Below are 22,127 nucleotides of genomic sequence, written 5' to 3'. Positions count from 1 at the left end.
GTTCTTCCGGCGGCTTTGGCGGCGGCAGGGAGATCAGCAGTGCCACAAGTGCTGCGATATGCGCCGCACCTGACACATAAAGAGACCGCCTGAGCAAAAGCTGATCAGACCGGCGTGGCCGTGCCATAGGCATCGTGTTCGTACCTCTCCACCCGACCGGATGGCTTATTGCCCGGAGCTGGCGGGTTGCTGCGCCAGCAGAGCCACATGTGTAAATCCACCTGCGGTAATCTGACCCATGACCTGCATGACCTGCCCATAATCAATATGGGCGTCACCACGCACAAAAATGCGATGCTCGGTGTCATTGTTCGCAGCTGCCTTGAGCTGGGCCACAAGCTGTTCCGCTGTGACCGGCTCATCCCCCAGAAAAAGGGCCCCATCCGCCTTGATGGACACCGTAATCGGCTTTGTATCCGAGTTTACGGGCCGGGCGTCGGTTTTGGGCAGGTCAACATTCACGCCGCTGGTCATCATGGGGGATGTGACCATAAAGATGATCAGCAGCACCAGCATGACATCGACCATGGGCGTTACGTTAATATCGGCCATCGGACGCCTGCGGCGGCGCCCGCTCCCACCAGACGACATAGCCATGCTCAGACCCTTTCTTCAGACTGGCGGGAGAGAATGGCAGCAAACTCGGTGCCGAATCCTTCCAGGCGGTCCTCAAACAGGTCCATGCTGTTGCTGATCACGTTATAGGCCACATAGGCGGGTATGGCGGTCAGCAGGCCAATGGCGGTGGCAAACAGCGCCTCGGAAATACCGGGGGCCACAACGCTCAGGTTGGTGTTGTGTTCTGCCGCAATGGAGCTGAAGGAATGCATGATCCCCCACACCGTGCCAAACAGGCCCACAAACGGAGCGACCGGCCCCACGGTTGCCAGAAAGATCACCCAGCGGCGCAGGCGGTCCATCTCCCGCGTGATGGTAATGCCAATGGCGCGGTCCACGCGCTCCTTGACCCCGCCACGCACCAGATCCACCCCCGGAATACGGGCTGAACGCCGCCATTCCCCCATGGCTGCGCCAAACACGGCGGCCATCGGGCTTACGGGCTTTGCGCCATCGCTTTCGTACAGGTCATCAAGGCTGCCACCGGACCAGAACCGGTCCTCAAACCCCGAAGCCGCGCGGTTGATCCGCCGGATTGTCACAAACTTGTCGATAATAATGGCCCAGACCATAATGGAGCACAAAAGCAGCCCCAGCATAACCAGCTTGACCACAAGCGAGGCGTTCATAAACAACGCCCAAACCGACAGGTCTCCCGCCGCGCTTACGCCGAGATTTGCCGCATCAACCGCACGATCCAATAATGCCTCCTGCCTCTGCACCCGTTGCGGGCCACCAGTCTCCGACTCGGGCGAGATTCCTCACGGCCCAACACTGCTGCTTCTTACTGTTTTCCGTAAAAAAGCAGAAGAGGCGCTTTTAGTCCTTTGGTGCCAACCGGCTTAGAAGATCATGCCATAAAGGCGGAAATCGGGCAGGACGCCCATCTGCTGCACGCACACATGCCAGACCTACATCCACCTCGGCCGCAACATCGGCCCCGCGGGTTACAATCTGTTCCAGCCGGCAACTGGCCGCACGCAGGGATGTCAGCCGTGTTGTAACGGTCAGCACATCATCCAGCCGCAGGGGCATGCGGTAGGTCAGTCTGGCGTCACGCACCACAAACACAAGCCCGTAATCATGCAAAAGGCCCGAGGCAGGCATGCCGCAACTGCGAATGGCCTCGGTTCTCGCCCGCTCGGCAAACGCCAGATACCGGGCATGGTACACAATGCCCCCTGCATCCGTATCTTCATAATAAACGCGAAAATCTATGGAGTGGCTGCTCATGGAGCTTCCTCATCATCCGCCAGAAAATCCATCTGGGGTCCGGCAGTGTTTTCCGGTCGGGGCGGAGGCGTCAAGCCAAGATGCCGCCAGCCACGCTCGCCCAGCACACGGCCCCGGCTTGTGCGCAGGACCAGCCCTTCCTGAATAAGAAAAGGCTCGATCACATCTTCCAGCGTATCACGCGATTCGGCCAGAGCTGCAGCCAGTGTTTCCACCCCCACGGGGCCACCGTGATGGTACTCTGCTATGCGCCGCAGGTAACGCCGGTCCATGCCGTCCAACCCCAGACCATCCACTTCCAGCCGGGTCAGGGCGGCATCGGCCACATCAACCTCAACCACCTGCCCCTCTGGCACGGAGAGAGAGGCAAAATCACGCACCCTGCGTAGCAGACGCCCTGCAATACGGGGTGTCCCCCGCGAGCGGCGGGCAATTTCCATGGCCCCACCGGCGGACAGGGCAAACCCCAGCTTGTCCGCCCCACGCGCCACAATGCGCGCCAGCTCCTCCGGCGTGTAAAACACCAGACGGAGCGGAATGCCAAAGCGGTCACGCAAAGGTGTCGCCAGCAACCCGGCACGGGTGGTGGCCGCGACCAGCGTAAAGGGGGGCAGGTCAATCCGCACGGAGCGCGCTGCCGGGCCTTCGCCAATAATCAGGTCGAGCTGGAAATCCTCCATGGCAGGGTAGAGAATTTCCTCAATCGCGGGCTGAAGACGATGGATTTCGTCAATAAACAGCACATCCCGCGGTTGCAGGTTGGTCAGAATAGCCGCCAGATCACCCGCACGCTGGATAACGGGGCCGGATGTAGCACGGAACCCCACCCCCAGTTCGCGCGCCACAATCTGGGCCAGTGTGGTTTTACCCAGACCCGGCGGGCCATGCAGCAGAACATGGTCCAGCGCCTCCCCCCGGTTGCGGGCGGCATGAATAAAAACGGACAGGTTTTCGCGGCTGGCCTGCTGCCCCGTAAAGTCGGAGAGGGTTTGTGGCCGTAAGGCGGCCTCCCCCACGTCCTCCCCCTGCCGGGTCGCGTCAATCTCGCGCTCGGGGGTAAATTCGGGGCTCATCGGGCAAGGTCTTTCAGGCTGTCACGCAGCACCGTGTCCAGCGTGGCTTCCGGCCCACTGGCGTCCATAATGCGGCGCACAACGGGGGCAGCCTCCATGCGCCGGAAGCCCAGACCTGCCAATGCCATAAGGGCATCGGCCTCTATGCTGCCAACAGGGGTTGCCATGACCGGTACACTAAAACCGCCCTTGCTACCGGGCATTTTGCCTGCCTTGTCGCGCAGTTCGGTCAAGATCCGCTCGGCCAACCGCGCACCCACACCCGGTGCGCGCATAAGGGTAGCCTTGTCTGCCGTGGTCAGGGCTGCCACCAGATCACTCGCCGAGAGAGCGGACAAAATACCCAGCGCCACCTTGGCCCCAACCCCCTGCACACCCGTAAGCAGGCGGAACCACTCACGCTCCGCACTTTCAGAAAAACCGTAAAGCAGGATCGCATCCTCACGCACCACGGTTTCGATCAGAATCCGGGCCTTTTCAGGCGGGTTGGGCAGGGCTGCCAGAGTGCGGGTGGACGCGGCTACCAGATAGCCCACGCCATTCACATCCACCACGCAACTGCCCAGATCCACCTGAATGACAAGTCCGCATAAAAACGCAATCATGCCATGCGCACTCCGGCTGCAATGTGGCGGGCACTGGCCCTGTGGTGTGCGTGGCAGATGGCCACGGCCAGTGCATCGGACGCATCCGCCCGTATGACCTCCACCCCCGGCAGGAGCCTGCGCACCATCATTTCCACCTGTTTTTTATCTGCCGAGCCGGTGCCAACCACCGCTTTTTTAACCGCAAGCGCGCCGTATTCGGCCACGCTCAGCCCGGCAAGGGCGGGGGCCAGCAGGGCCACACCACGGGCATAACCCAGCTTGAGCGTAGCAGCCCCGTTGCGGTTGACGTAGGTTTCCTCCACCGCTGCTTCTGCGGGCTGGAGGCGCTCTATCAGCCAATGCAGATTATCGTGCAGGACTTTAAGCCTGTCTGGCACGCTCTCTGCACTATTGGTGGCGATAACGCCATTTTCCACATGCCGGAGCCTGTTGCCCTCAACATCAATCACGCCCCACCCTGTAAAGCGCAGGCCGGGATCAATGCCGAGCAGACGTACCACAATCAGGCCGACAGTTTTTCCGCCAGATCATCCGGCAGGTCAAAATTGGCATAAACGTTCTGGACGTCATCATTGTCTTCCAGAACATCAAGGAACTTGAACAGGCTCCGGGCCTTTTCCTCATCCAATGTCACGGTGTTTTCAGGCCGCCAGTCCAGCTTGCCGCTTTCGGCCTCACCAAACCGGGCTTCCAGCCCATCCTTGACCGCAAAGAAGGATTCGACCTCACACGTAATCTCATGCCCTGCATCGGTCGAAACCACGTTTTCGGCCCCGGCCTCAATAGCCGCTTCGAGCATGTCATCTTCCGAAGCAACGGATGCGGGGTAGGTAATCACGCCCAGCCTGCGGAACATGAAGGAGACGGAATTGGTTTCCCCCATGGAGCCGCCGCTTTTGGAAAATGCTGCGCGCACTTCCGATGCCGTGCGGTTGCGGTTGTCCGTCAGGGCTTCCACAATAACCGCCACACCTGCGGGGCCGTAGCCTTCGTAGCGCATTTCCACGTAGTCATCGCCACCAGCGCCACCGGATGCCTTTTTGATCGCACGCTCAATGGTGTCCTTGGGCATGTTCACATCACGCGCCGCAACAATCGCGGCGCGCAGGCGCGGGTTGGAGTTGGGGTCGGGCAGGCCGGAGCGTGTGGCTACGGTCAGCTCGCGGATAATCTTGCCAAACTGCTTGGCGCGCTTGGCATCCTGCGCACCCTTACGGTGCATAATGTTCTTGAACTGGGAATGACCAGCCATATTCCTTAACCTTACCTGTCCTGCCCCGGGTGGGCCGTGTTCAGCCGAGCTGCCCGTGGCAATGCTTGTATTTTTTGCCCGATCCGCATGGGCATGGCGCGTTGCGGGGGGTTTCTCCCCAGCTGGACGGATCATCCGGCATAATGGCGCTGCCCCCGATGGGCACGGCCATTTCCGGCGCGGCACCCGGCGTAAGCCCGGTACCCGGTTCCGAGGCATACCCTGCAACTTCGGGGTCAGCATGAATGGCCGCCGTGTCTGCAAAGGGGTCTTCCATCGGTGGAGGCGAGACCTCCACATGCGCCATGAGCGATGCTACGCGCTGGCGCATTTCCTCAAGCATGAAGGTAAAGAGCTGGAAGGCTTCATGCTTGTATTCGTTCAGCGGATCTTTCTGCCCGTATGCGCGCAGGCCAATGCCCTGACGGAGCTGGTCCAGCGCGTGCAGGTGCTCTTTCCAGACCGCGTCATACGTTGTCAGCAGGATCTGCTTTTCAATAAACCGCATCAGGTCGGGGCCAATATTGGCTGCCCGCGCGGCCTGAGACTGGGTAACCGCCTGGCTGATCCGGTCGGCCACGCCTTCGGCATCCATTCCGTCTTCACGCGCCCAGTCGGCAATTGGCAGGTCAAGGCCAAACGTCTTGTGGACCTGCTGGGTCAGCCCCTCAACATCCCATTGCTCGGCAAAGGATTTTTCGGGGATGTGGCGTGCAACCAGCATATCGGTCACATCGTCCTGCGCATCGGCCACAATTGCGGATACGTCATCCTGCGCCATGAATTCGCGGCGCTGGGCATACACTTCCTTGCGCTGGTCGTTCATCACGTCATCGTATTTGAGCGTGTTCTTGCGCATATCGAAGTTGCGGGCTTCGACCTTTTTCTGCGCCCGTTCCAGCGCCTTGCTCAGCCATGGATGAACAATGGCCTCGCCTTCCTGCATGCCCATCTTCTGGAACATGCTACCCATGCGGTCGGAACCGAAAATCCGCATCAGGTCATCCTGAAGCGAAATAAAGAACTTGGAGTTCCCCGGATCCCCCTGTCGGCCCGCACGGCCACGCAGCTGGTTGTCGATCCGGCGGCTTTCATGCCGTTCCGTGCCGATGACGTACAGCCCACCGGCCTCACGCACCGTCGCGTGGTCACGGATTACACGGTCGCGGATTTCCTGCTCCGCAGCGGCGCGTTCGGGCGTGTCTTCCATATCGCCAAGCTGCTGGGCGATCAGCATTTCCACATTGCCGCCGAGTTTGATGTCCGTCCCGCGGCCAGCCATGTTGGTGGCAATGGTAATGGACCCCGGTGCGCCAGCCTGCGCCACAATCTTGGCCTCCATCTCATGGAAGCGGGCATTGAGCACGTGGTGGGGAATGTTCTCGCTCTTGAGCAGGGCAGACAGAGCCTCGCTCTTCTCAATCGAGGTGGTGCCGACCAGAATGGGCTGCTGGCGCTGGTGCACCTCGTTGATCAGCTTGACAACGGCGGCAAATTTTTCCGCCTCTGTCAGGTAAACCTCGTCGTCCTCATCCTTGCGGGCTACGGGGCGGTTGGTGGGAATGGCCACCACATCCAGATTATAGATTTCGGCAAATTCATCGGCTTCGGTCATGGCCGTGCCGGTCATGCCCGAAAGACGGGGATAAAGACGGAAGAAGTTCTGGAAGGTAATGGAGGCCAGCGTCTGGTTTTCCTGCTGGACTTCCACGTGTTCCTTGGCTTCGAGTGCTTGGTGCAGACCATCGGAATACCGGCGGCCTTCCATCATGCGGCCGGTAAACTCGTCAATAATCACAACCTTGCCGTCACGCACGATGTAATCCACATCACGCGCAAACAGGGTATGTGCGCGCAGGGACTGCATGACATGGTGCACAACGGCCACGTGGTGCAGGTCGTACAGCCCGCCCTCATCCAGCACGCCTTCTTCACGCAGCAGCAGTTCCACCGCATCCGATCCGGCATCGGTCAGGATGACCGTGCGGAACTTTTCGTCTTTTTCGTATGCGGTTTCGTCCTGCACCAACCGGGCGACAACGCTATCCACCGAGCGATACAGGTCGGAACTGTCTTCCGCCGGGCCGGAGATAATGAGCGGGGTCCGCGCCTCGTCAATCAGGATCGAGTCCACCTCGTCCACAATGGCGTGGTGGAAGGGCCGCTGAACCATTTCGTTCAGCTGGTACTTCATGTTGTCGCGCAGGTAGTCGAACCCGAACTCGTTGTTCGTGCCGTAGGTAATGTCTGCCGCGTAGGCCTGGCGGCGCTGCTCATCAGGCATGTTGGGCACGATAACGCCCGTGGTCAGCCCCAGAAATGTATAGAGCTGCCCCATTTCCGCCGCATCGCGCGAGGCAAGATAATCATTGACCGTGACCACATGCACACCCTTGCCGGAAAGGGCGCTCAGATACACAGCCAGCGTTGCCACCAGCGTTTTGCCTTCCCCCGTGCGCATTTCCGCAATGCGGCCGGAGTGCAGGACCATGCCGCCGATCAGCTGCACGTCAAAATGGCGCATGCCCAGCACGCGGCGCGAGGCCTCACGCGTGACGGCAAAGGCCTCGGGCAGCAGGTCATCCAGCGTGGCACCTTTGGCCAGCCGGTCCCTGAACTCTATGGTTTTGGCTGCCAGGGCAGCATCATCCAGAGCCTGAATCTGAGGCTCCAGTGCGTTAATTTCCGACACACGGCGCTGGAATGCCTTGAGCGTCCGGTCATTGGCTGTGCCGAACAGGGCGCGGACGAAGCGTGAAAGCATGAACACCTTTCCAGAACAGTGCGGCCTTGCCCCCCACCCTCAATCATCCCGCAAAAATGATGCGGGACAGGGCGAAAGACACAGGCGTTTTGCGTGGCTTGCCCTGCAAAATAGGACCGGGCAGGGGTTCGGTCAACCAAGCTTACCGTCCAGCCCCCATATCCGAACGAAACAGGGGTTGCCGGGGCGGATAGCCTCCTTCATACATATCGAACTGTTTTTTACCGACTTTAAGGTTTTGTCCTATGCGGTTTATTCCCTACGCGTTCGGGTTGGCAGCTACTGCCCTGCTCGGTTCCTCCATGCTGTGCGCTCCCTCCTTTGCGGCAGCACCAGCTCCGGCGGCCTCCACGGCACCTGCACAGCCCACAGACCCGAACACGGTTGTGGCCACCGTTAATGGTGAAAAAATCACCGTTGCCGATGTGCAGAACGCCATGGGCACCATGCCACCGCAGATGCGCCAGCTCCCCACCACCCTGATCTACCCCATGCTGGTCAACCAGCTGGCAGACCAGAAGGCCATCCTGATTGCAGCGCAGAAGGAAGGGCTGAACAAAAAGCCCGACACCCAGAAGCTGATGCAGACGGCAGCGGACAACGCACTCCAGAACGCATGGCTGTCCCAGCAGGTGATGCCTCACCTGTCTGATGAGTCCATCAAGCAGTATTACAACGAAAACTACGTGGGCAAGCCTGCCGAGCAGGAAGTTCACGCACGCCACATTCTGGTCAAGACCGAAGCCGAAGCCAACGACGTTATCAAGAAGCTGCAAGGTGGTGCGGACTTTGGTAAACTGGCTGCCGAAGTCTCGACCGACAAAGGCAGTGCCGCCCAGAACGGTGGTGACCTTGGCTGGTTTAAAAAGGGCGACATGATCCCCGCCTTCTCCGATGCAGCTTTTGCTATGAAGAAGGGCGAAATCAGCACCAAACCCGTGCAGAGCCAGTATGGCTTCCACGTTATTCAGGTGCTGGACACACGCACGGACCCGACCCCCACGCTTGACGCCGTGCATGACAAGATCCGTCAGGCCCTGATCCAGAAATACGTGCGTCAGGCCGTGGAAAAAGCCACAGCCGGTGTCAAGATCGTGCGTTTTGACCCCACCACGGGCAAGCCGCTGGCCGATACGCCCGCAGCACCTAAAAAGTAAGATACTCCAACCGACAACAGCCCCGGCCCGCCCCAGAATGTTCTGTGGTGGACCGGGGCTGACATCTACCAAGGATACCGCCAGATGGCGCAGTCTCTCCCCGTTTCTCCCCTTGCCCAGCCAATGCCTGAGCTTGGCATTGTTCGTGGGGTAAGGCTTGGCGCCATTGCGGCAGGTATTCGCTACAAGGGCCGGACCGATCTGGTGCTGGCCGAATTTGCACCCGGCACCACGGTTGCCGGCGTGTTTACCAAATCCAAATGCCCCGGCGCGCCGGTGGACTGGTGCCGCGCCATTCTGCCCAGCGGGCAGGCCCGCGCACTGGTGGTCAACGCTGGTAACGCTAACGTGTTCACCGGCCGCGCCGGTCGCCAGACATGCGAGGCCACGGCACAGGCCGCCGCCGAAGTAACAGGCTGCTCGCCCGATGCCGTCTATCTGGCCTCCACCGGGGTTATTGGGGAAATTCTGCCCGCCGAGCGCATTACCACTGCCCTGCCCGCACTGCATGCCGCCCTGTCCGAAACGGGGTGGGAGGCTGCTGCACGCGGGATCATGACCACGGATACCTTCCCCAAGGCCGCCATCCGCAAAACACGGATCAACGGCACGGATGTGGTTATTCAGGGCATGGCCAAAGGCAGTGGCATGGTCGCGCCCGACATGGCCACCATGCTGTCTTTTGTTGCAACGGATGCGGCCCTGCCAGCCTCCGTGCTGCAAACCCTGCTGGGCACCGGGGTTAAAACCACCTTCAACTGCATTACGGTCGATTCCGATACGTCCACATCGGACATGGTTCTGCTGTTTGCTACCGGTGCGGCGGGCAATGCCCCTGTGGCCGACACGGTGGATGCCCTGCACGACCCCGCTCTGGCCGATTTCAGGACCGCCCTGAACGACCTGCTGCGCGAACTGGCCCTGCTGGTCATCCGTGATGGGGAGGGTGCAACCAAACTCATGACCATTACGGTCAGCGGAGCGGTATCGGACGAATCCGCCTGGCGTGTGGCCATGGCCATTGGCAACTCCCCACTGGTCAAGACCGCCATTGCGGGGGAAGACGCCAACTGGGGCCGTGTGGTCATGGCCGTTGGCAAATGTGGCGAACCTGCCGACCGGGACACGCTGAGCGTATCCATTGGCGGCGTCTGCATTGCCCGGGATGGCACCGTAACCGAAGGGTATGACGAAACACCCGTGGTCGCCCACATGAAGGGGCAGGAAATTGATATTGCAGTTGACCTGGGGCTTGGCCAGGGCACGGCCCGCACATGGAGCTGTGACCTGACACACGGCTATATCGACATCAACGGCTCGTACCGTAGCTGAGTGTTCCGTTTTTTACAGATGACCTGCCTTTTCGCGGCACATCAGGGAGCCTGACCATGGCCAGCATTACGCCTCCGCCCGGCTGGGGCGCAACACCGCAACCCCAACCTGCCGGGTCCGGAGCATGGAACACACCACAGCCGCAGCCCGATGTATGGGTTTACGCAGGATTCTGGTGGCGTGTCTGGGCATTTTTGATTGATGCGGTCATCCTGAGCACGGCTGAAGGTATTCTCAGCCTGTTTTTTGGCCCCAAAATTAACGTGGACTGGGAAGAACTGCCCATCCCCGATACCTCCAGCCAGACGGTGGATGTGGTGAACATCGCCACAACATCGCTCCCGCATGCAAACCCCATTTCCGTGCTGATCCCGCACCTGCATGCGGGGTCGGAATGGCATACGTTCGGCATTGTGCTCAGTCTGCTGCCCATGGTGTACTGTGTCATGTTCGAAGCCTCCTCGTTCCGGGCAACGCCGGGCAAGCGGCTGTTCGGGCTGGAAGTGGTTACGCTGCAGGGGGAACAGATTTCGCATCCGCGTGCGCTGCTGCGGTTTGTTATCAAGGCGTTTCTGTCCTTCCCCCTGCTTTACATCGGGGTGCTGATGGTTGCGTTCACCCAGCGCAAGCAGGGGCTGCATGACATGATGGCGGGCACACTGGTCCTGCGGCACACAAAACCCGCCCAGATTGCCCCTTTTCCACCCCACAACTAAGCCCACCCGACTGCCCGAATAACAGTTGAACCGGTTGCCGGTCTTGATACCGCCTGATTTGCCTCCTACCCTGCGGGCAATATCAGGCGCGTAGCGCAAAACCCCCAGACCGTTCAGCAAAGGACAGGGCAGGTCATGACCGCACAAAGCCGGGACCGGTTTTTCTTTTTCTCCTGGATCTTCAAAAGTTGCCTTATTCTCCTGCTCGGCTGGGGCCTGCTCCCCACCGCGCGCGCTCTGGCTGACAGCCCTGCCGCCGTGCAGGCAGGCGGGCTGAGCCAGCAGGATGCCCAGCAACTGCTGAACGTGCTGAACGACCCGCAAAAGCGCGCCGAATTTTCCAAAACGCTCTCTCTTATGGCCAAAGGGCTGCCCGCAGCCCCGGCCGGGGCTGCCTCCAAGGCTTCTGCCGCCTCCAGCGCCGCACCTGCGGTCATAGACAATTCCGTGCACTCGGAACTTGATGATCTGGGCAACACGGCCACCGAGTACGTGGACAACTTTACCAGCCTGTTTACCGATCTGGGTTCTGTTGGCACATGGTTCCGCCATGAGGTGCAGAACCCGCAGTCCCGCCAGTCCCTGCTGGATTCCTTTGGCCGCGCCCTGCTGATTATTGCTCTGGCCCTTGTGGCCGAGCGGGCAACCAGCATTGGCCTGCGCCGGCCCCTGACATCGGTCAAAAAAATGGCCGAGGCGCGCGAAGCCCGGCAGGCAGAAGCCCAGACCATAAACCGCGACACACCGACCGAAACCGCAGCCGTGGCCGATGCGGACAGCGCCACAGATGCAGACACGACCCAAACGCGCGAAAAAGACCAGCGCCGCGGGAACGAAGTGCTCCGCTACCTTGTGCGCATTCCCTACAATGCCATGCACTTCCTGCTCAAACTGCTACCGGTTGGGGTATGCCTGCTGCTTGGCTACCTTGGCGCGGAGTTCCTGACCTCCACCGATCAGGCCCGCACCGTGGCACTGACTCTGGTTAACGCCTACGCCATTGCCCGCGGCCTTTACCTGATTGTTGAGACCGTTCTGGTCCCGCGCTCGCCCGCCATCCGCCTGCTGCCCATGCCAGATGACACGGCCCGGCTGCTGACCCGGTGGTGGAACGTGCTGGTCGCAGCCCCGTCCATTGTGATCTGCCTGTCCATTCTGGGGCGGGAGTTTGATCTGGATACGCGCGGGGTGGAAGCCATGATGCGCGGTGTGGTGCTGATCGAACACCTGCTGATTGCCGCCTTTATCTGGCGTATCCGCCATATTGTGGCCCGCGCACTCCAGCCCTCTCCGGGGCTGCGCAAAAATGCCCTGTGGGCGTTTGCTGGCACGCTGGCCAAGCTGTGGTGGGTGCCGGTTATTTTTCTGGACATGGCGTTGTGGTTTGTCTGGGCAGCCCACCTGAAGGGGGGATACCAGTGGATACTGCATGGCACATTGCTGAACTTCCTGTGCCTGATTGTCTCCCGCGTTCTTGCACTGCTGGTTTACGGGTTGCAGGACCGGCTGTTCCGCGTTGGGCCGGAATTGCAGGCCCAGTATCCTGACCTGCAGAAACGGGCGGATTTTTACTACCCGTTCGTGCGCAAGATCATCACCATTGCCATTATCCTGACCACCGCGATCTGCGTTGCACAAAGCTGGAGCATTCCCACCTTTGACTTCTTCCTCCACTCAGCCCTTGGGCTGCGTCTGGTCGGGGCTGCGGCCTGCCTGCTGATCGGCATGACCATTGCCGCCGTGGCATGGGAGACGGTGAACAGTATTCTGAACAAGCAGATCTCGCGCTATTCAGCCAGTGCGCAGGAGGCACGGGCTGCAAGGCTGCGCACCGTGCTCCCCATTATCCGCACGGTGCTGCTGGCCGTGATCATTATTTTTGTGGCCGTTACCACGCTCTCGCAAATCGGGATCAACGTCACACCGCTGCTTACGGGTGCGGGTATTCTGGGTGTTGGCCTGTCCTTTGGTTCGCAAAGCCTTGTCAAAGACGTGATCACCGGCTTTTTCATGCTGGCAGAGGACGCCATTCAGGTGGGGGACTGGGTTACAACGGGTGGCATTGCCGGTACGGTTGAACATCTTTCCATCCGCACCCTGCGCGTCCGGTCGTTTGACGGGGACCTTCATATTATCCCGTTCTCCTCCGTGACCTCCATTGCCAACACGGCGCGCGGCTTTAACCAGATTATTGTGCGCCAGACGCTGGACCTGAGCGAAGACACGAGCAAGGTCGTCAAGATCATGCAGAAAACCATTGAAGACATGCGCAAGGAAGACACCTTCCGCCCCATGATCTTCTCTGATTATACCGATCTGGGTGTGGATAGCTCGGATGGGAACGGTGCTGTGCTGGTTGGCATCATCAAAACCGCACCGATGATGAAGTGGAAGGTCCAGCGCGAGTTCTACCGCCGTATTGCCCTGCGTATGGCGGCTGCTGGTGTCAAGTTCTACACCCCCACCAGCTACTCCACCACGCCCCCCAACGTGCCCCTGCATATGGCGCTCGACGCCATGCCCCCCATGCCGCAAGGTGGCCCAGCAGCCCCCGCCCCGGCCAGAACCGAGCAACCGCCCGCGCAGCAGCCTACGGCAAACACGCCACCGGCCGCACCGCCCAAAGCCGACGAATAAGAGGCCCATCCCATGTCCGAGCCTATTTTTGCGACCACCCTTGCGGGCACCATTCTCCAGACTCTGGAAACCCCTTTAGCGGAGGATGGCTTTGCCTTCCTTCAGGCGCAGGCCATGCAGACCGCGCTGGAGGCCGAGGGCCTGCAGGGGTGGGAGGATTTTGCCGCAAGCTGGAACGATCTGGGCGTGGACCGCTACATGGCCGACGGCGGGCGCTACCGGCGCAGGCGCTATGCCACGTTCTCGCTGACCCAGGGCGCGATAACGCGCAAACCACACCAGCCCCATTACCAGAGCCGGGATTACAATACCCTTAATGGGGGGGTGGAACGCTGGTTTAAACCCGTACTCCCCGCCCTTGGCGAGCACCCGGCACTCATGGCCATATTGCGGCTGGCCCTACGCGTGGTAACGGACCTGACCCCCGCAGAGCGCAGGCCCAACGCATGGCACACGGAAATACACCAGTTCCGTATTGAGGCACGGCCCGATGCCGTTGGCCGCCCCACGCCTGAAGGACTGCACCGTGATGGCGTGGACTGGGTTTTTGTGGTGATGGTACGGCGGGAAAACGTGGCGCAGGGGGAAACATCCATCCACGATCTTGGCCACAAACAGGTTGGCAGCTTTACCCTGACCAACCCCATGGACACAGCCGTTGTAAACGACAACAGGGTTTACCACGGCGTAACCCCCGTACAGCCCGTGGACCCCAGCCGCCCGGCTTACCGCGATGTGCTGGTTGTAACCCTCCGCCACGAATAGACGGAGCAGCGGCCCGGAGCAGGGCCGCTTTTAGTAGCCTGCGTAGTAAATTGCGTGCAGCCCAAGGGCTACAAAGCAGACTACAAAAACCATTGCCCCCGCCATCTGGGAAAATTCCTTGAACGTCATGCCCGGATTATGGGCTGGCGGGGCAACGGGGTGCTGGACCGGGGCAGGATTATCAGGCTTGGAGGCCGGCAGCACATGCACCGGCTCGGCCAATGCCTCGTGCGTTTGCGTGTGCACTGCGGCGTTGCTGGGTGCGGCAGGCTGGGATTCATCCGCCTGTTGCGGGGCCTGTACTACGGGTGCCTGCCCATCGTGCAGAGAAGCGGCCCCGTCAACACGGCTTTGTGTTTCCTGCTCACTCATGATGCTGTTCTCCACGTGGTTGTCATGCAGACCGGAAAAGATCCTGTTTTTTTGGTCCTGTCATGGGGGTTCGTCAAGCAGTTCAGGGTATCTGCCCCACGGTGCCAGCACTGGACGGGACCTGACCAAACACGCCACATAGACCGGACCTGATTTTTTGCTACGGAAGCAGACATGAAACATATTCTTCTTTGTTCCGCCATGCTGGGGCTGGCAGCGGCTCCCGCAATGGCCGCCCCCCATACGGCTACCCCCGCACCCGCAGCCGCCACGGCAGAGGCCACCTACCCCATGGCCACCTTTATGGGTGCCTGGACCGTGCGGGCCGAAGTGCCTGCCTTTACGGTTGCTGGCAACCGGGCCATGGGCCCCGCCGCCCGGCTTTTGGTCAATGTACCCGAAGTCTATGCCGCCAATATTGGTGAAAGCCGGTTCAGCCTTGCCCAGAAATCCGGTTCATCCTGGTCTGGCACACAGCATGGCACCACCATGACCATGACCCTGATCTCCCCTAACGCAGGGCATATCCTGATCACCAATACCAACGGTCACAAGGTGGACGTTCCCCTGTACCGCAACGACCCCTGAGCCACTGACTGGCCTGCGAGCCAGACAGATCCCCCCTCCCGCACGTTATTTAACGCGCGGGAGGGGCGCGCATTATGCGTTTACTGCGCTTTCTGGCGTCCAGTCCTTTAGAAAAGCCTCCAGTGCGGCATCGGCCTTGCCAACCTTGACCTCCAGCCGCACGTAAAGATTCCCCGCTTCCTTGCCGCCATGAGCCTGCACACCCTTGCCGCGCAGGCGCAGCACGGTGCCGGTATCGGAGCCTGCGGGTACGTTCATTTTAACCGTGCCTGTGGGTGTTGGCACCATAATGGGGCCACCCAGCACTGCGGTTTTCAGGTCCACGGGCAGGGTTTCCCGCAGGTCCGAGCCTTCCCGCGTAAAGGTGGCATCGGGCAGTACGGTCACTGTAATCAGCGCATCCCCTGCGGGGCCACCCTGCACGCCGGGCATGCCCTTGCCACGCAGGCGCAGGACCTTGCCATCCTCCATACCGGGGGGAATACGCACATCCAGCGTTGCGCCATCTGGCAGGTTCACGCGTGACGTAGCGCCATTCACTGCATCCAGAAAACTGACATTCAGCGCAAAGGACCGGTCAGCCCCCTTGCGCGGGCCAGCACGGCGTGCGCGGGCACCTCCGCCAAACATGCCACCGAACAGGTCGCTCAGGTCTTCTTCCTGAAAACCACCCATGCCAGCGCCACCGGGGCGGAACCCGCCTGCACCGCCAAAACCACCCCCAAAGCCGCCGCCGCCAAAACCTCCGCCCCCAAAACCAGGGTGGCGTTCCTGCCCGGAGGCATCAATCTCGCCCCGGTCAAAGCGCGCGCGCTTGTCCGCATCGGACAAAAGGTCATTGGCCTGATTGAGCGCCTTGAACTCCTCCTCGGCCTTTTTGTCGCCGGGGTTCAGGTCTGGATGATATTTTTTGGCCAGCTTGCGGTACGCCTTGCGGATGTCATCCTGACTGGCTGTCTTGGCAATACCTAATACTGAATACGGATCGCGATCACTCATGCAGCCGTCCCTTCCCCCATCCTGTTACCATTGTCGGGCTGCATCCTGCGCCGCCCACAGCCAGCCACCGCCATAAGGCGTGCATTCAGGCGGAGAGTGCAAAAAGCCTCCGCCAAGACTGTTGTCATTATAATTGTGTCTCCATACCACACTGCACGCCTGCCCAAAGTGTGTTGGTTGCGCGCACCGTTTTTGCAACTGTTATCCCTAATAATGGGAACGCGCCCCCAAGCGGTCAATGGAGGGAGAGCGAAAGCCACATGTGCGCCCAACAGATAAACTACACCACAAAAACGGAAACCGGGGCATGGCCTCTGTCCGGCTGAGCCTTTATTCTTTATAAAGTCGGGACCATAAGAGCGCTACGCCAGACAGCCGCAGGCTGTTGGTCGCTCATAACGGATTGATTGGAGACCCCCGCATGGCTGACAAACCGCGCTTTTTTGATGATCTTGCAGGTGTTGCCGGAGGTGCCGTGTCCGCACTGACCGGTGTGCGTGAAGAAATGAACGCCATTGTCCGCAGCCGTGTGGACGAAGTGCTGACCAGCCTGCAGGTTGTCCGCCGTGAAGAATTTGAAGTCATGCGCGAACTGGCCGCACAGGCCCGCATTGGCCAGGAAGAGGCCGAACGCCGCCTGGCCGCACTGGAAGCACGGGTGGAAGCGCTGGAACAGCACCTGACCAGCAGCCACAAGGGCGGCGCACACTAAAAGGCCGCACACGCCCTTTGTCCCGTTTTTGTTTTTGACCGCAGGCACGGGAGTCATGCCATGCCAGCCCTGACAACCGGCTCCACCACCCCACCCACCAACCCGCTGGACCTGATGGAACAGGTCATTGCCGGGCATGGGTGGACCTTTGACCGCTGCACCCCGACCGAAATGGCAGCCGAAGCCCCGGCCAGATGGTGCGACTACGGATTGTTTTTTTCGTGGTCGGCCGAGCTGGGCACCATTCTGTTTACCTGCGCCTTTGACCTGCGCGTAAGCCCGGACATGCGGCTGGCCCTGTACGAGCTGATCGGTCTTGCCAACGAGCAGGTATGGGTCGGCCATTTTAGCGTCGATACGGAAGACGGGGTGCTACTGTTCCGCCACGCCCTGCTCCTGCGTGGTACGGAAACCGCAACCGACATTTTTGAAGACATGATCGACATCGCCCTGACCGAGTGCGAGCGGTTTTATCCGGCCCTGCGCTTTTTCCTGACCGGTGGGCTGAGTGCGGCAGATGCACTGGCTTCGGCCATGCTGGACTGCCATGGAGAGGCATGAATATGACTGAGCATTTTCCCCTTCCCTCCATCCTGCTTGTCGGGTGCGGCAAAATGGGTGGTGCCATGCTTGAAGGCTGGCTCAAGGCCGGGCTGGCCCCCTCCGTCATTATTGACCGCCACCTTGCAGACCTGCCAGCCCCCCACAAAGTGGTGCAGAGCATACAGGATGTTCCCGCCAGCTTTACGCCGGACGTGATTATTGTTGCGGTTAAACCGCAGAAGGCCAACCCCGTGCTGGCCGAACTGGCCCAGCGTTTTGGGCAGGCAACGCTGCTTTCGGTCATGGCGGGGCGTACCATTGCCAGCCTGCACGACACCTATGTGCAGGCCAACCCGCAGGCCAACCCGGTTATTATCCGCTCCATGCCCAACACGCCCTGTGCGCTGGGGGCAGGTATGAGCGGGCTATACGCCCCCCCCAACGCCACAGCGGAACAGAAATCTTATTGCGATGCCCTGCTTTGTGCTGTGGGGGAAACCGTATGGGTGGCCGAGGAAGGGCTGATCGACTCCGTTGCTGCCATTTCCGGCAGTGGTCCGGCCTATGTATTTTTAATGGCAGAACTGCTGGAAAAAGCAGGCGTGGAGCAGGGTTTGCCCGCCGATGTTGCCCGCAAGCTGGCCCGTGGCACCCTGTATGGCGCAGGCTGCATGCTGCATACTCTGCCGACCGATGCCGAAGAACTGCGCCGCAACGTAACCAGCCCCGGCGGCACCACGGCGGAAGCCCTAAAGGTAATGATGGCCCCGCAGGCATGGCCTGCAACCACCTCTGCCGCCATTGCTGCTGCCGTACACCGCGCCAAAGAGCTGGCCAGCTAGCCTGTACTGCTTTGCCAGCACCACTCCGCCAAGCCATTTACCGCTCATGCGACAGGTCTTTGATATGGATAATGACGACTTTGACACAGCCCTTGTTGCGGCTGCCCTAACACTGGCTCAGGACCGGGGCTGGAGCTCCGTAACCGTGCTGGCTGCGGCGCGCGAGGCGGGGCTGCCCCTGCCTGAAGCTCGGCGGCGCTTCCCTCTCAAGGCCAGTATCCTGCTCCGTCTTGGCCGCCTGGCCGATGATGTGGCTCTGGCGGACGACATGCTCTGCGGCGCTGTGCGCGAGCGGCTGTTTGACCTGCTTATGCGCAGGCTGGATGTGTTCCAGCAGTACCGCGGTGGGTTGCAGTCCGTTTTGCGCACCCTGCCCATGGACCCGGCCCTGACCCTGCTGCTCGGGGGCGCTACGGTGGAGAGCATGCGCTGGATGGCCGATGCCGCAGGCGTAAACGCCAATGGCGTGCTTGGCTTTGTGCGCGTGAACATGCTGGTGGCCGTATGGACCCACACCCTGCGCGTCTGGGAAAAAGACGAAAGCCCCGACATGGGCAGCACCATGGCAGCTCTGGATCAGGCACTGGACAAGGCCGGACGCTTTGGCCTGTTCCCCACCGGCGCAGATGCAGATACCCAGCCGGACGGACTGGCTGACCTGAACGATGTGGCCGACATGGATGCAGGTTTTACGCAGGGCACAATATCCGCCCCGCGCGACTAATTTTGCGACAACCGGCCTTTACGACCGAACCCTGTTTAGCTTAAAAGAGGCGCAGGCAGTTCAGGCCATTGGGGCGTAGCCAAGCGGTAAGGCAGCGGATTTTGATTCCGCCATGCGGAGGTTCGAATCCTCCCGCCCCAGCCAGAACCTGTTTTTCCCCTCCGATAAATCATACGGTTGCGGCTTCTCCCGGTCTTGTGGGAGGGTGTGGTGATCTTACTGTTCCACCATCATGGTCTCCACATCAGGTGGTGGCCATAACACAGCAGTTTTTGCCAATACGGTGTTTTGATTAGCCCTGCGGGTGTTCGTGCGCATTCATGGCCGAACAGAGTGCTTTTTAAGCCCGCCACTTTTTCTGTTCCCGGATACAATACAGCTTTTGCCATGCCTGATGCCCCTGCTCCCCCATCCCCCCTTTTGCGCCACCCCGGTCTGGTTGCTGTTATTGGCGCACGGGCCTTGTCCGCTTTTGCCGGGCAGGTGCAGGCCGTAGCTGTTGGCTGGCAGGTTTACGCGCTCACCCATAGTGCAGCGGCCTTGGGGTTTGTGGGGCTGGCACAGTTCCTGCCCATGGTGGCGTTTATCTTCCCGGCCGGGCATGCCGCAGACCAGCACAACCGCCAGCGTATTGTTGTCACCTGCCAGACCATAGAACTTCTGGCTGCGGCGTTCATGGCCTATGCCTCTTTTACGCACCAGTTGAACGCCACCATGATTTACGGGCTGGTTGCCATATTTGGCACCTGCAAGGCGTTTGAAATGCCGGCCCAGCAGACCTTCCTGCCCTCCATTGTGCCGCCAGCACTCTTCCCCCGTGCCACAGCGCTCTCTTCCTCCCTGTTTCAGGTCGCGAGCATTGCTGGGCCATCTCTGGGGGGGCTTTTGTACGGTCTGGGTGCGGGGGTGTGCTATTCGCTCTGCGCGATCAGCTTTGCCATAGCGGCGCTGGCGACCTGGTCCATGGTCATAACAAGTCCGGCCCGGCCACGGCAGCGGGCTACTCTGGCCGCGGTTTTTGGCGGTATTGCCTTTTTGCGGCGCAAACCCACCATGCTGGGTGCGATCTCGCTTGATCTGTTTGCCGTGCTCCTGGGCGGGGCCACGGCCATGCTGCCCATTTTTGCCACGGATATTCTGCATGCCGGGCCGTGGGGGCTTGGATTGCTACGGGCAGCCCCTGCCATTGGTGCCTTGCTTGTTGCTGCGGTGCTGGCCCGCCACCCGCTGGGCAGGCATGCCGGGCGGTGGATGTTTGCCTCCGTAGCCGTTTTTGGCGTGGCGACCATTCTGTTCGGTTTTTCCCACTCCATAGCCGTATCCGTGCTTATGCTGGCCATTCTGGGCGGGGCGGATGTGGTGAGCGTTATGGTCCGTGGCGCACTGGTCCAGCTTGGCACACCGGACGAAATGCGCGGCCGCGTCTCGGCCGTGAACATGCTTTTTATCGGGTCATCCAACCAGTTGGGTGAATTTGAAAGCGGGATGCTGGCGGCTGTTATGGGCCCGGTTGCCGCCGTTGTGCTGGGAGGTGTTGGCACACTGGTTGTAACAGGCATATGGATGGGCCTGTTCCCCGGCCTGCGCAAGCTGGACAGGCTGGAAGATATTACAACCGATACAGTATAAACCCCGAACAATAAAAAAAAGCCGCACCAAATGACCGGTGCGGCTCCTTGCATGACCGGCCCCTAAAGGCCGGTATGGCTTTGGTGTTCAGACAGCTTTTTTAAGATTGGGGCTGGCTTTAAACCGTACCGTTTTACCAGCCTTAACCTTGACCGGCTCGCCCGTGCGGGGGTTAAGCGCCTTGCGGGCCTTGGTTTTACGGACTGTAAACGTGCCAAAGGACGGCAGGGTAAACCCACCCTCACGCTTGAGTTCGACAACAATAGCATCAATAAGGTCATTCGCAGCCTGATTGGCGGCAACCCCTGTGCAGTTGATCGAATCCTGAATCACTGCTGCAATAAAGGCCTTGCTCATAGAGTTACTGGCTCCCTTTCAGACAGAATTTTGTACATGACAATTATTGAACGGATATGCCTAAAAGGCTTTAACGGCTTGTAGTCACATTTCTTAAAAATTACCAACATAAAAAATATATCTTTTTTCGATTCCTCCCGATGGGAACAGCAGAAACAGAATCTGTGTCTTTACAGACACACACCTCCCATCCACTTACAGGCACGGCGTACTGGCTGTGCAGACCGCAAAACCCGCACTATTCCCTCCAACTGTTACAAAACTCCCTTATGCTATTACATAATTCCTAACCATAAATAGCATGACAATTTGCAGAACATATTCAATGACTCAGATCATTTCTTGTGCGGATAAAAGCAACACCTCTGACCTGACACAACAACCAGAGAGCCACAGCATTTGCATATAACGACTTATTTTTGAAAATACCGTTTTTAAATAATGGATTTTTTAAACTACCTACACATAGGTTCCGTGGCATGGCCAGTTATGCAAGCAGATGCCTACGTCTTTTTTTTTCGGCCACACACCTGACCTCCCGTTCTTTCCGGGGATTCCAGATTTTGTAAATGATGGAGTCCGTAGCAGTTAATTTAATATTAACGGGAGCAATTCGGTCTGGTTTTATTACACACTGCCTGTGCGTTTATTGCCCTTGTTTGATCATAATACAGGTATAGTCTGCTCCACAATCCAAATACAGAACGGATACGGTTCTGTTATTGTGGCAAACAGAGTTCATGAGGTGCAACCATGCGTTTTTCCCTCCCTTTACTGTCGGCTCTTGGTCTGGCAACACCGGCTCTGGCGGCAGAACTCCCTGTTACTGCGGAATTTGCCGCACAGCCTGCATTCGCACCCGCATACCATGCCATGAGCACCCTGCCCCCGTGGGTTTCGGAGCTAAAGGCGACCTCGGTCCCGGTTGAAAAAACAAGCATTGATGGCAAGCCCTACCTGCTGGGGCACCTGTGCAAACCCCATGACTGTGCGGCCTACCAGATGGAGGTGGTATTTACTCCAGATGGCCATAAGGCATGGGGGTTCCTGTCCGTTGTCACCAATGGTGCCTTGTACCAGATGCCACTGGGTGAACCATCTGCCCCCATTCTGGCAGCACTCAGGACCGCCTATGCGACCAACAACCCCGAACATCCCGGCTGCAATAGCCCTGCCGCTGGAAAAACAGACCAGCCAACCCCATAA

23 protein-coding genes and 1 tRNA gene are annotated in these 22,127 nt (G+C 59.6%); 13 read left to right on the top strand and 11 right to left on the bottom strand.

Annotated elements, in window-relative coordinates; genetic code table 11:
* Window positions 1-165 precede the first annotated feature (165 nt).
* The 8 genes from tolR to secA all read right to left on the bottom strand — a co-directional run bounded on the left by tolR (window position 166) and on the right by secA (window position 7,548).
* Window positions 166-597 carry a protein TolR gene (gene tolR / locus HK20_RS08005; protein WP_086646555.1) on the bottom strand — a complete coding sequence of 144 codons (432 nt, stop codon included), beginning with the start codon at window positions 595-597 and terminating at the stop codon, window positions 166-168.
* A 2-nt stretch (window positions 598-599) separates the two neighbouring features.
* Window positions 600-1,340 carry a protein TolQ gene (gene tolQ, locus HK20_RS08000; RefSeq protein WP_025826892.1) on the bottom strand — a complete coding sequence of 247 codons (741 nt, stop codon included), beginning with the start codon at window positions 1,338-1,340 and terminating at the stop codon, window positions 600-602.
* A gap of 97 nt (window positions 1,341-1,437) precedes the next feature.
* Complete coding sequence (gene ybgC, locus HK20_RS07995) at window positions 1,438-1,851, bottom strand: tol-pal system-associated acyl-CoA thioesterase (protein WP_086646554.1); 414 nt, start codon at window positions 1,849-1,851, stop codon at window positions 1,438-1,440.
* Window positions 1,848-2,924, bottom strand: a complete 1,077-nt coding sequence (gene ruvB, locus HK20_RS07990) for a Holliday junction branch migration DNA helicase RuvB (protein ID WP_086646553.1) — start codon at window positions 2,922-2,924, stop codon at window positions 1,848-1,850. The genes ybgC and ruvB overlap by 4 nt, the downstream gene beginning before the upstream one ends.
* Window positions 2,921-3,529 carry a Holliday junction branch migration protein RuvA gene (ruvA, locus tag HK20_RS07985; RefSeq protein WP_086646552.1) on the bottom strand — a complete coding sequence of 203 codons (609 nt, stop codon included), beginning with the start codon at window positions 3,527-3,529 and terminating at the stop codon, window positions 2,921-2,923. The genes ruvB and ruvA overlap by 4 nt, the downstream gene beginning before the upstream one ends.
* Window positions 3,526-4,032, bottom strand: coding sequence for a crossover junction endodeoxyribonuclease RuvC (gene ruvC / locus HK20_RS07980; protein ID WP_086646551.1), 507 nt, complete (start codon window positions 4,030-4,032; stop codon window positions 3,526-3,528). The genes ruvA and ruvC overlap by 4 nt, the downstream gene beginning before the upstream one ends.
* Window positions 4,033-4,034: 2 nt before the next feature.
* Complete coding sequence (locus HK20_RS07975) at window positions 4,035-4,784, bottom strand: YebC/PmpR family DNA-binding transcriptional regulator (RefSeq protein WP_086646550.1); 750 nt, start codon at window positions 4,782-4,784, stop codon at window positions 4,035-4,037.
* A 40-nt stretch (window positions 4,785-4,824) separates the two neighbouring features.
* Complete coding sequence (gene secA, locus HK20_RS07970) at window positions 4,825-7,548, bottom strand: preprotein translocase subunit SecA (RefSeq protein WP_086646549.1); 2,724 nt, start codon at window positions 7,546-7,548, stop codon at window positions 4,825-4,827.
* A 245-nt stretch (window positions 7,549-7,793) separates the two neighbouring features.
* On the opposite strand from secA, the gene HK20_RS07965 reads away from it, so the two are divergent.
* The 5 genes from HK20_RS07965 (at window position 7,794) to HK20_RS07945 (ending at window position 14,155) form a co-directional block, all read left to right on the top strand.
* Window positions 7,794-8,705, top strand: coding sequence for a peptidylprolyl isomerase (locus tag HK20_RS07965; RefSeq protein WP_086646548.1), 912 nt, complete (start codon window positions 7,794-7,796; stop codon window positions 8,703-8,705).
* Window positions 8,706-8,789: 84 nt separating this feature from the next.
* On the top strand, window positions 8,790-10,037 hold the full coding sequence (gene argJ, locus HK20_RS07960) for a bifunctional glutamate N-acetyltransferase/amino-acid acetyltransferase ArgJ (RefSeq protein WP_086646547.1): 1,248 nt from the start codon (window positions 8,790-8,792) through the stop codon (window positions 10,035-10,037).
* Between the two features lie 56 nt (window positions 10,038-10,093).
* On the top strand, window positions 10,094-10,753 hold the full coding sequence (locus tag HK20_RS07955) for an RDD family protein (protein WP_086646546.1): 660 nt from the start codon (window positions 10,094-10,096) through the stop codon (window positions 10,751-10,753).
* 135 nt (window positions 10,754-10,888) lie between these two features.
* Window positions 10,889-13,390: a mechanosensitive ion channel domain-containing protein gene (locus tag HK20_RS07950; RefSeq protein ID WP_086646545.1), complete on the top strand. Its 2,502-nt coding sequence runs from the start codon at window positions 10,889-10,891 to the stop codon at window positions 13,388-13,390.
* Between the two features lie 12 nt (window positions 13,391-13,402).
* A complete protein-coding gene (locus HK20_RS07945) occupies window positions 13,403-14,155 on the top strand; it encodes a 2OG-Fe dioxygenase family protein (RefSeq protein WP_086646544.1) in 753 nt (250 codons plus the stop codon).
* A 30-nt stretch (window positions 14,156-14,185) separates the two neighbouring features.
* Here HK20_RS07945 and HK20_RS07940 read toward each other — a convergent pair whose 3' ends face one another.
* A complete protein-coding gene (locus HK20_RS07940) occupies window positions 14,186-14,527 on the bottom strand; it encodes a hypothetical protein (RefSeq protein ID WP_143296473.1) in 342 nt (113 codons plus the stop codon).
* Between the two features lie 174 nt (window positions 14,528-14,701).
* On the opposite strand from HK20_RS07940, the gene HK20_RS07935 reads away from it, so the two are divergent.
* Window positions 14,702-15,115, top strand: coding sequence for a hypothetical protein (locus tag HK20_RS07935; protein WP_086646542.1), 414 nt, complete (start codon window positions 14,702-14,704; stop codon window positions 15,113-15,115).
* Between the two features lie 72 nt (window positions 15,116-15,187).
* Here the strand turns inward: HK20_RS07935 and HK20_RS07930 are convergent, their stop codons facing one another.
* Window positions 15,188-16,114: a DnaJ C-terminal domain-containing protein gene (locus tag HK20_RS07930; RefSeq protein WP_086646541.1), complete on the bottom strand. Its 927-nt coding sequence runs from the start codon at window positions 16,112-16,114 to the stop codon at window positions 15,188-15,190.
* A 421-nt stretch (window positions 16,115-16,535) separates the two neighbouring features.
* On the opposite strand from HK20_RS07930, the gene HK20_RS07925 reads away from it, so the two are divergent.
* From HK20_RS07925 to HK20_RS07900, 6 genes are all read left to right on the top strand, one after another.
* Window positions 16,536-16,826 carry an accessory factor UbiK family protein gene (locus HK20_RS07925; RefSeq protein ID WP_086646540.1) on the top strand — a complete coding sequence of 97 codons (291 nt, stop codon included), beginning with the start codon at window positions 16,536-16,538 and terminating at the stop codon, window positions 16,824-16,826.
* Window positions 16,827-16,886: 60 nt separating this feature from the next.
* Entirely contained in the window at window positions 16,887-17,387 is a 501-nt protein-coding gene (locus HK20_RS07920) for a YbjN domain-containing protein (protein ID WP_086646539.1), read from the top strand.
* A 2-nt stretch (window positions 17,388-17,389) separates the two neighbouring features.
* Window positions 17,390-18,211 carry a pyrroline-5-carboxylate reductase gene (gene proC / locus HK20_RS07915; RefSeq protein WP_086646538.1) on the top strand — a complete coding sequence of 274 codons (822 nt, stop codon included), beginning with the start codon at window positions 17,390-17,392 and terminating at the stop codon, window positions 18,209-18,211.
* Window positions 18,212-18,275: 64 nt separating this feature from the next.
* Window positions 18,276-18,935, top strand: a complete 660-nt coding sequence (locus HK20_RS07910; RefSeq protein ID WP_086646561.1) for a TetR family transcriptional regulator — start codon at window positions 18,276-18,278, stop codon at window positions 18,933-18,935.
* A 69-nt stretch (window positions 18,936-19,004) separates the two neighbouring features.
* Window positions 19,005-19,079: transfer RNA gene (locus tag HK20_RS07905), tRNA-Gln, on the top strand.
* Between the two features lie 243 nt (window positions 19,080-19,322).
* Window positions 19,323-20,564, top strand: a complete 1,242-nt coding sequence (locus HK20_RS07900) for an MFS transporter (RefSeq protein WP_086646537.1) — start codon at window positions 19,323-19,325, stop codon at window positions 20,562-20,564.
* Window positions 20,565-20,651: 87 nt separating this feature from the next.
* On the opposite strand, the gene HK20_RS07895 is transcribed toward HK20_RS07900, so the two are convergent.
* A complete protein-coding gene (locus tag HK20_RS07895) occupies window positions 20,652-20,921 on the bottom strand; it encodes an HU family DNA-binding protein (protein WP_025826862.1) in 270 nt (89 codons plus the stop codon).
* A 753-nt stretch (window positions 20,922-21,674) separates the two neighbouring features.
* Between HK20_RS07895 and HK20_RS07890 the strand changes: the two genes are divergently transcribed.
* Window positions 21,675-22,127: an Ivy family c-type lysozyme inhibitor gene (locus tag HK20_RS07890; protein WP_086646536.1), complete on the top strand. Its 453-nt coding sequence runs from the start codon at window positions 21,675-21,677 to the stop codon at window positions 22,125-22,127.

It is taken from the genome of Acetobacter sp. DsW_54, from assembly GCF_002153575.1.
Taxonomy (GTDB): domain Bacteria; phylum Pseudomonadota; class Alphaproteobacteria; order Acetobacterales; family Acetobacteraceae; genus Acetobacter; species Acetobacter fabarum.
The sequence above is the reverse complement of the archived record's forward strand: the minus strand, read 5'-3'. Positions and strand labels throughout refer to the sequence as shown.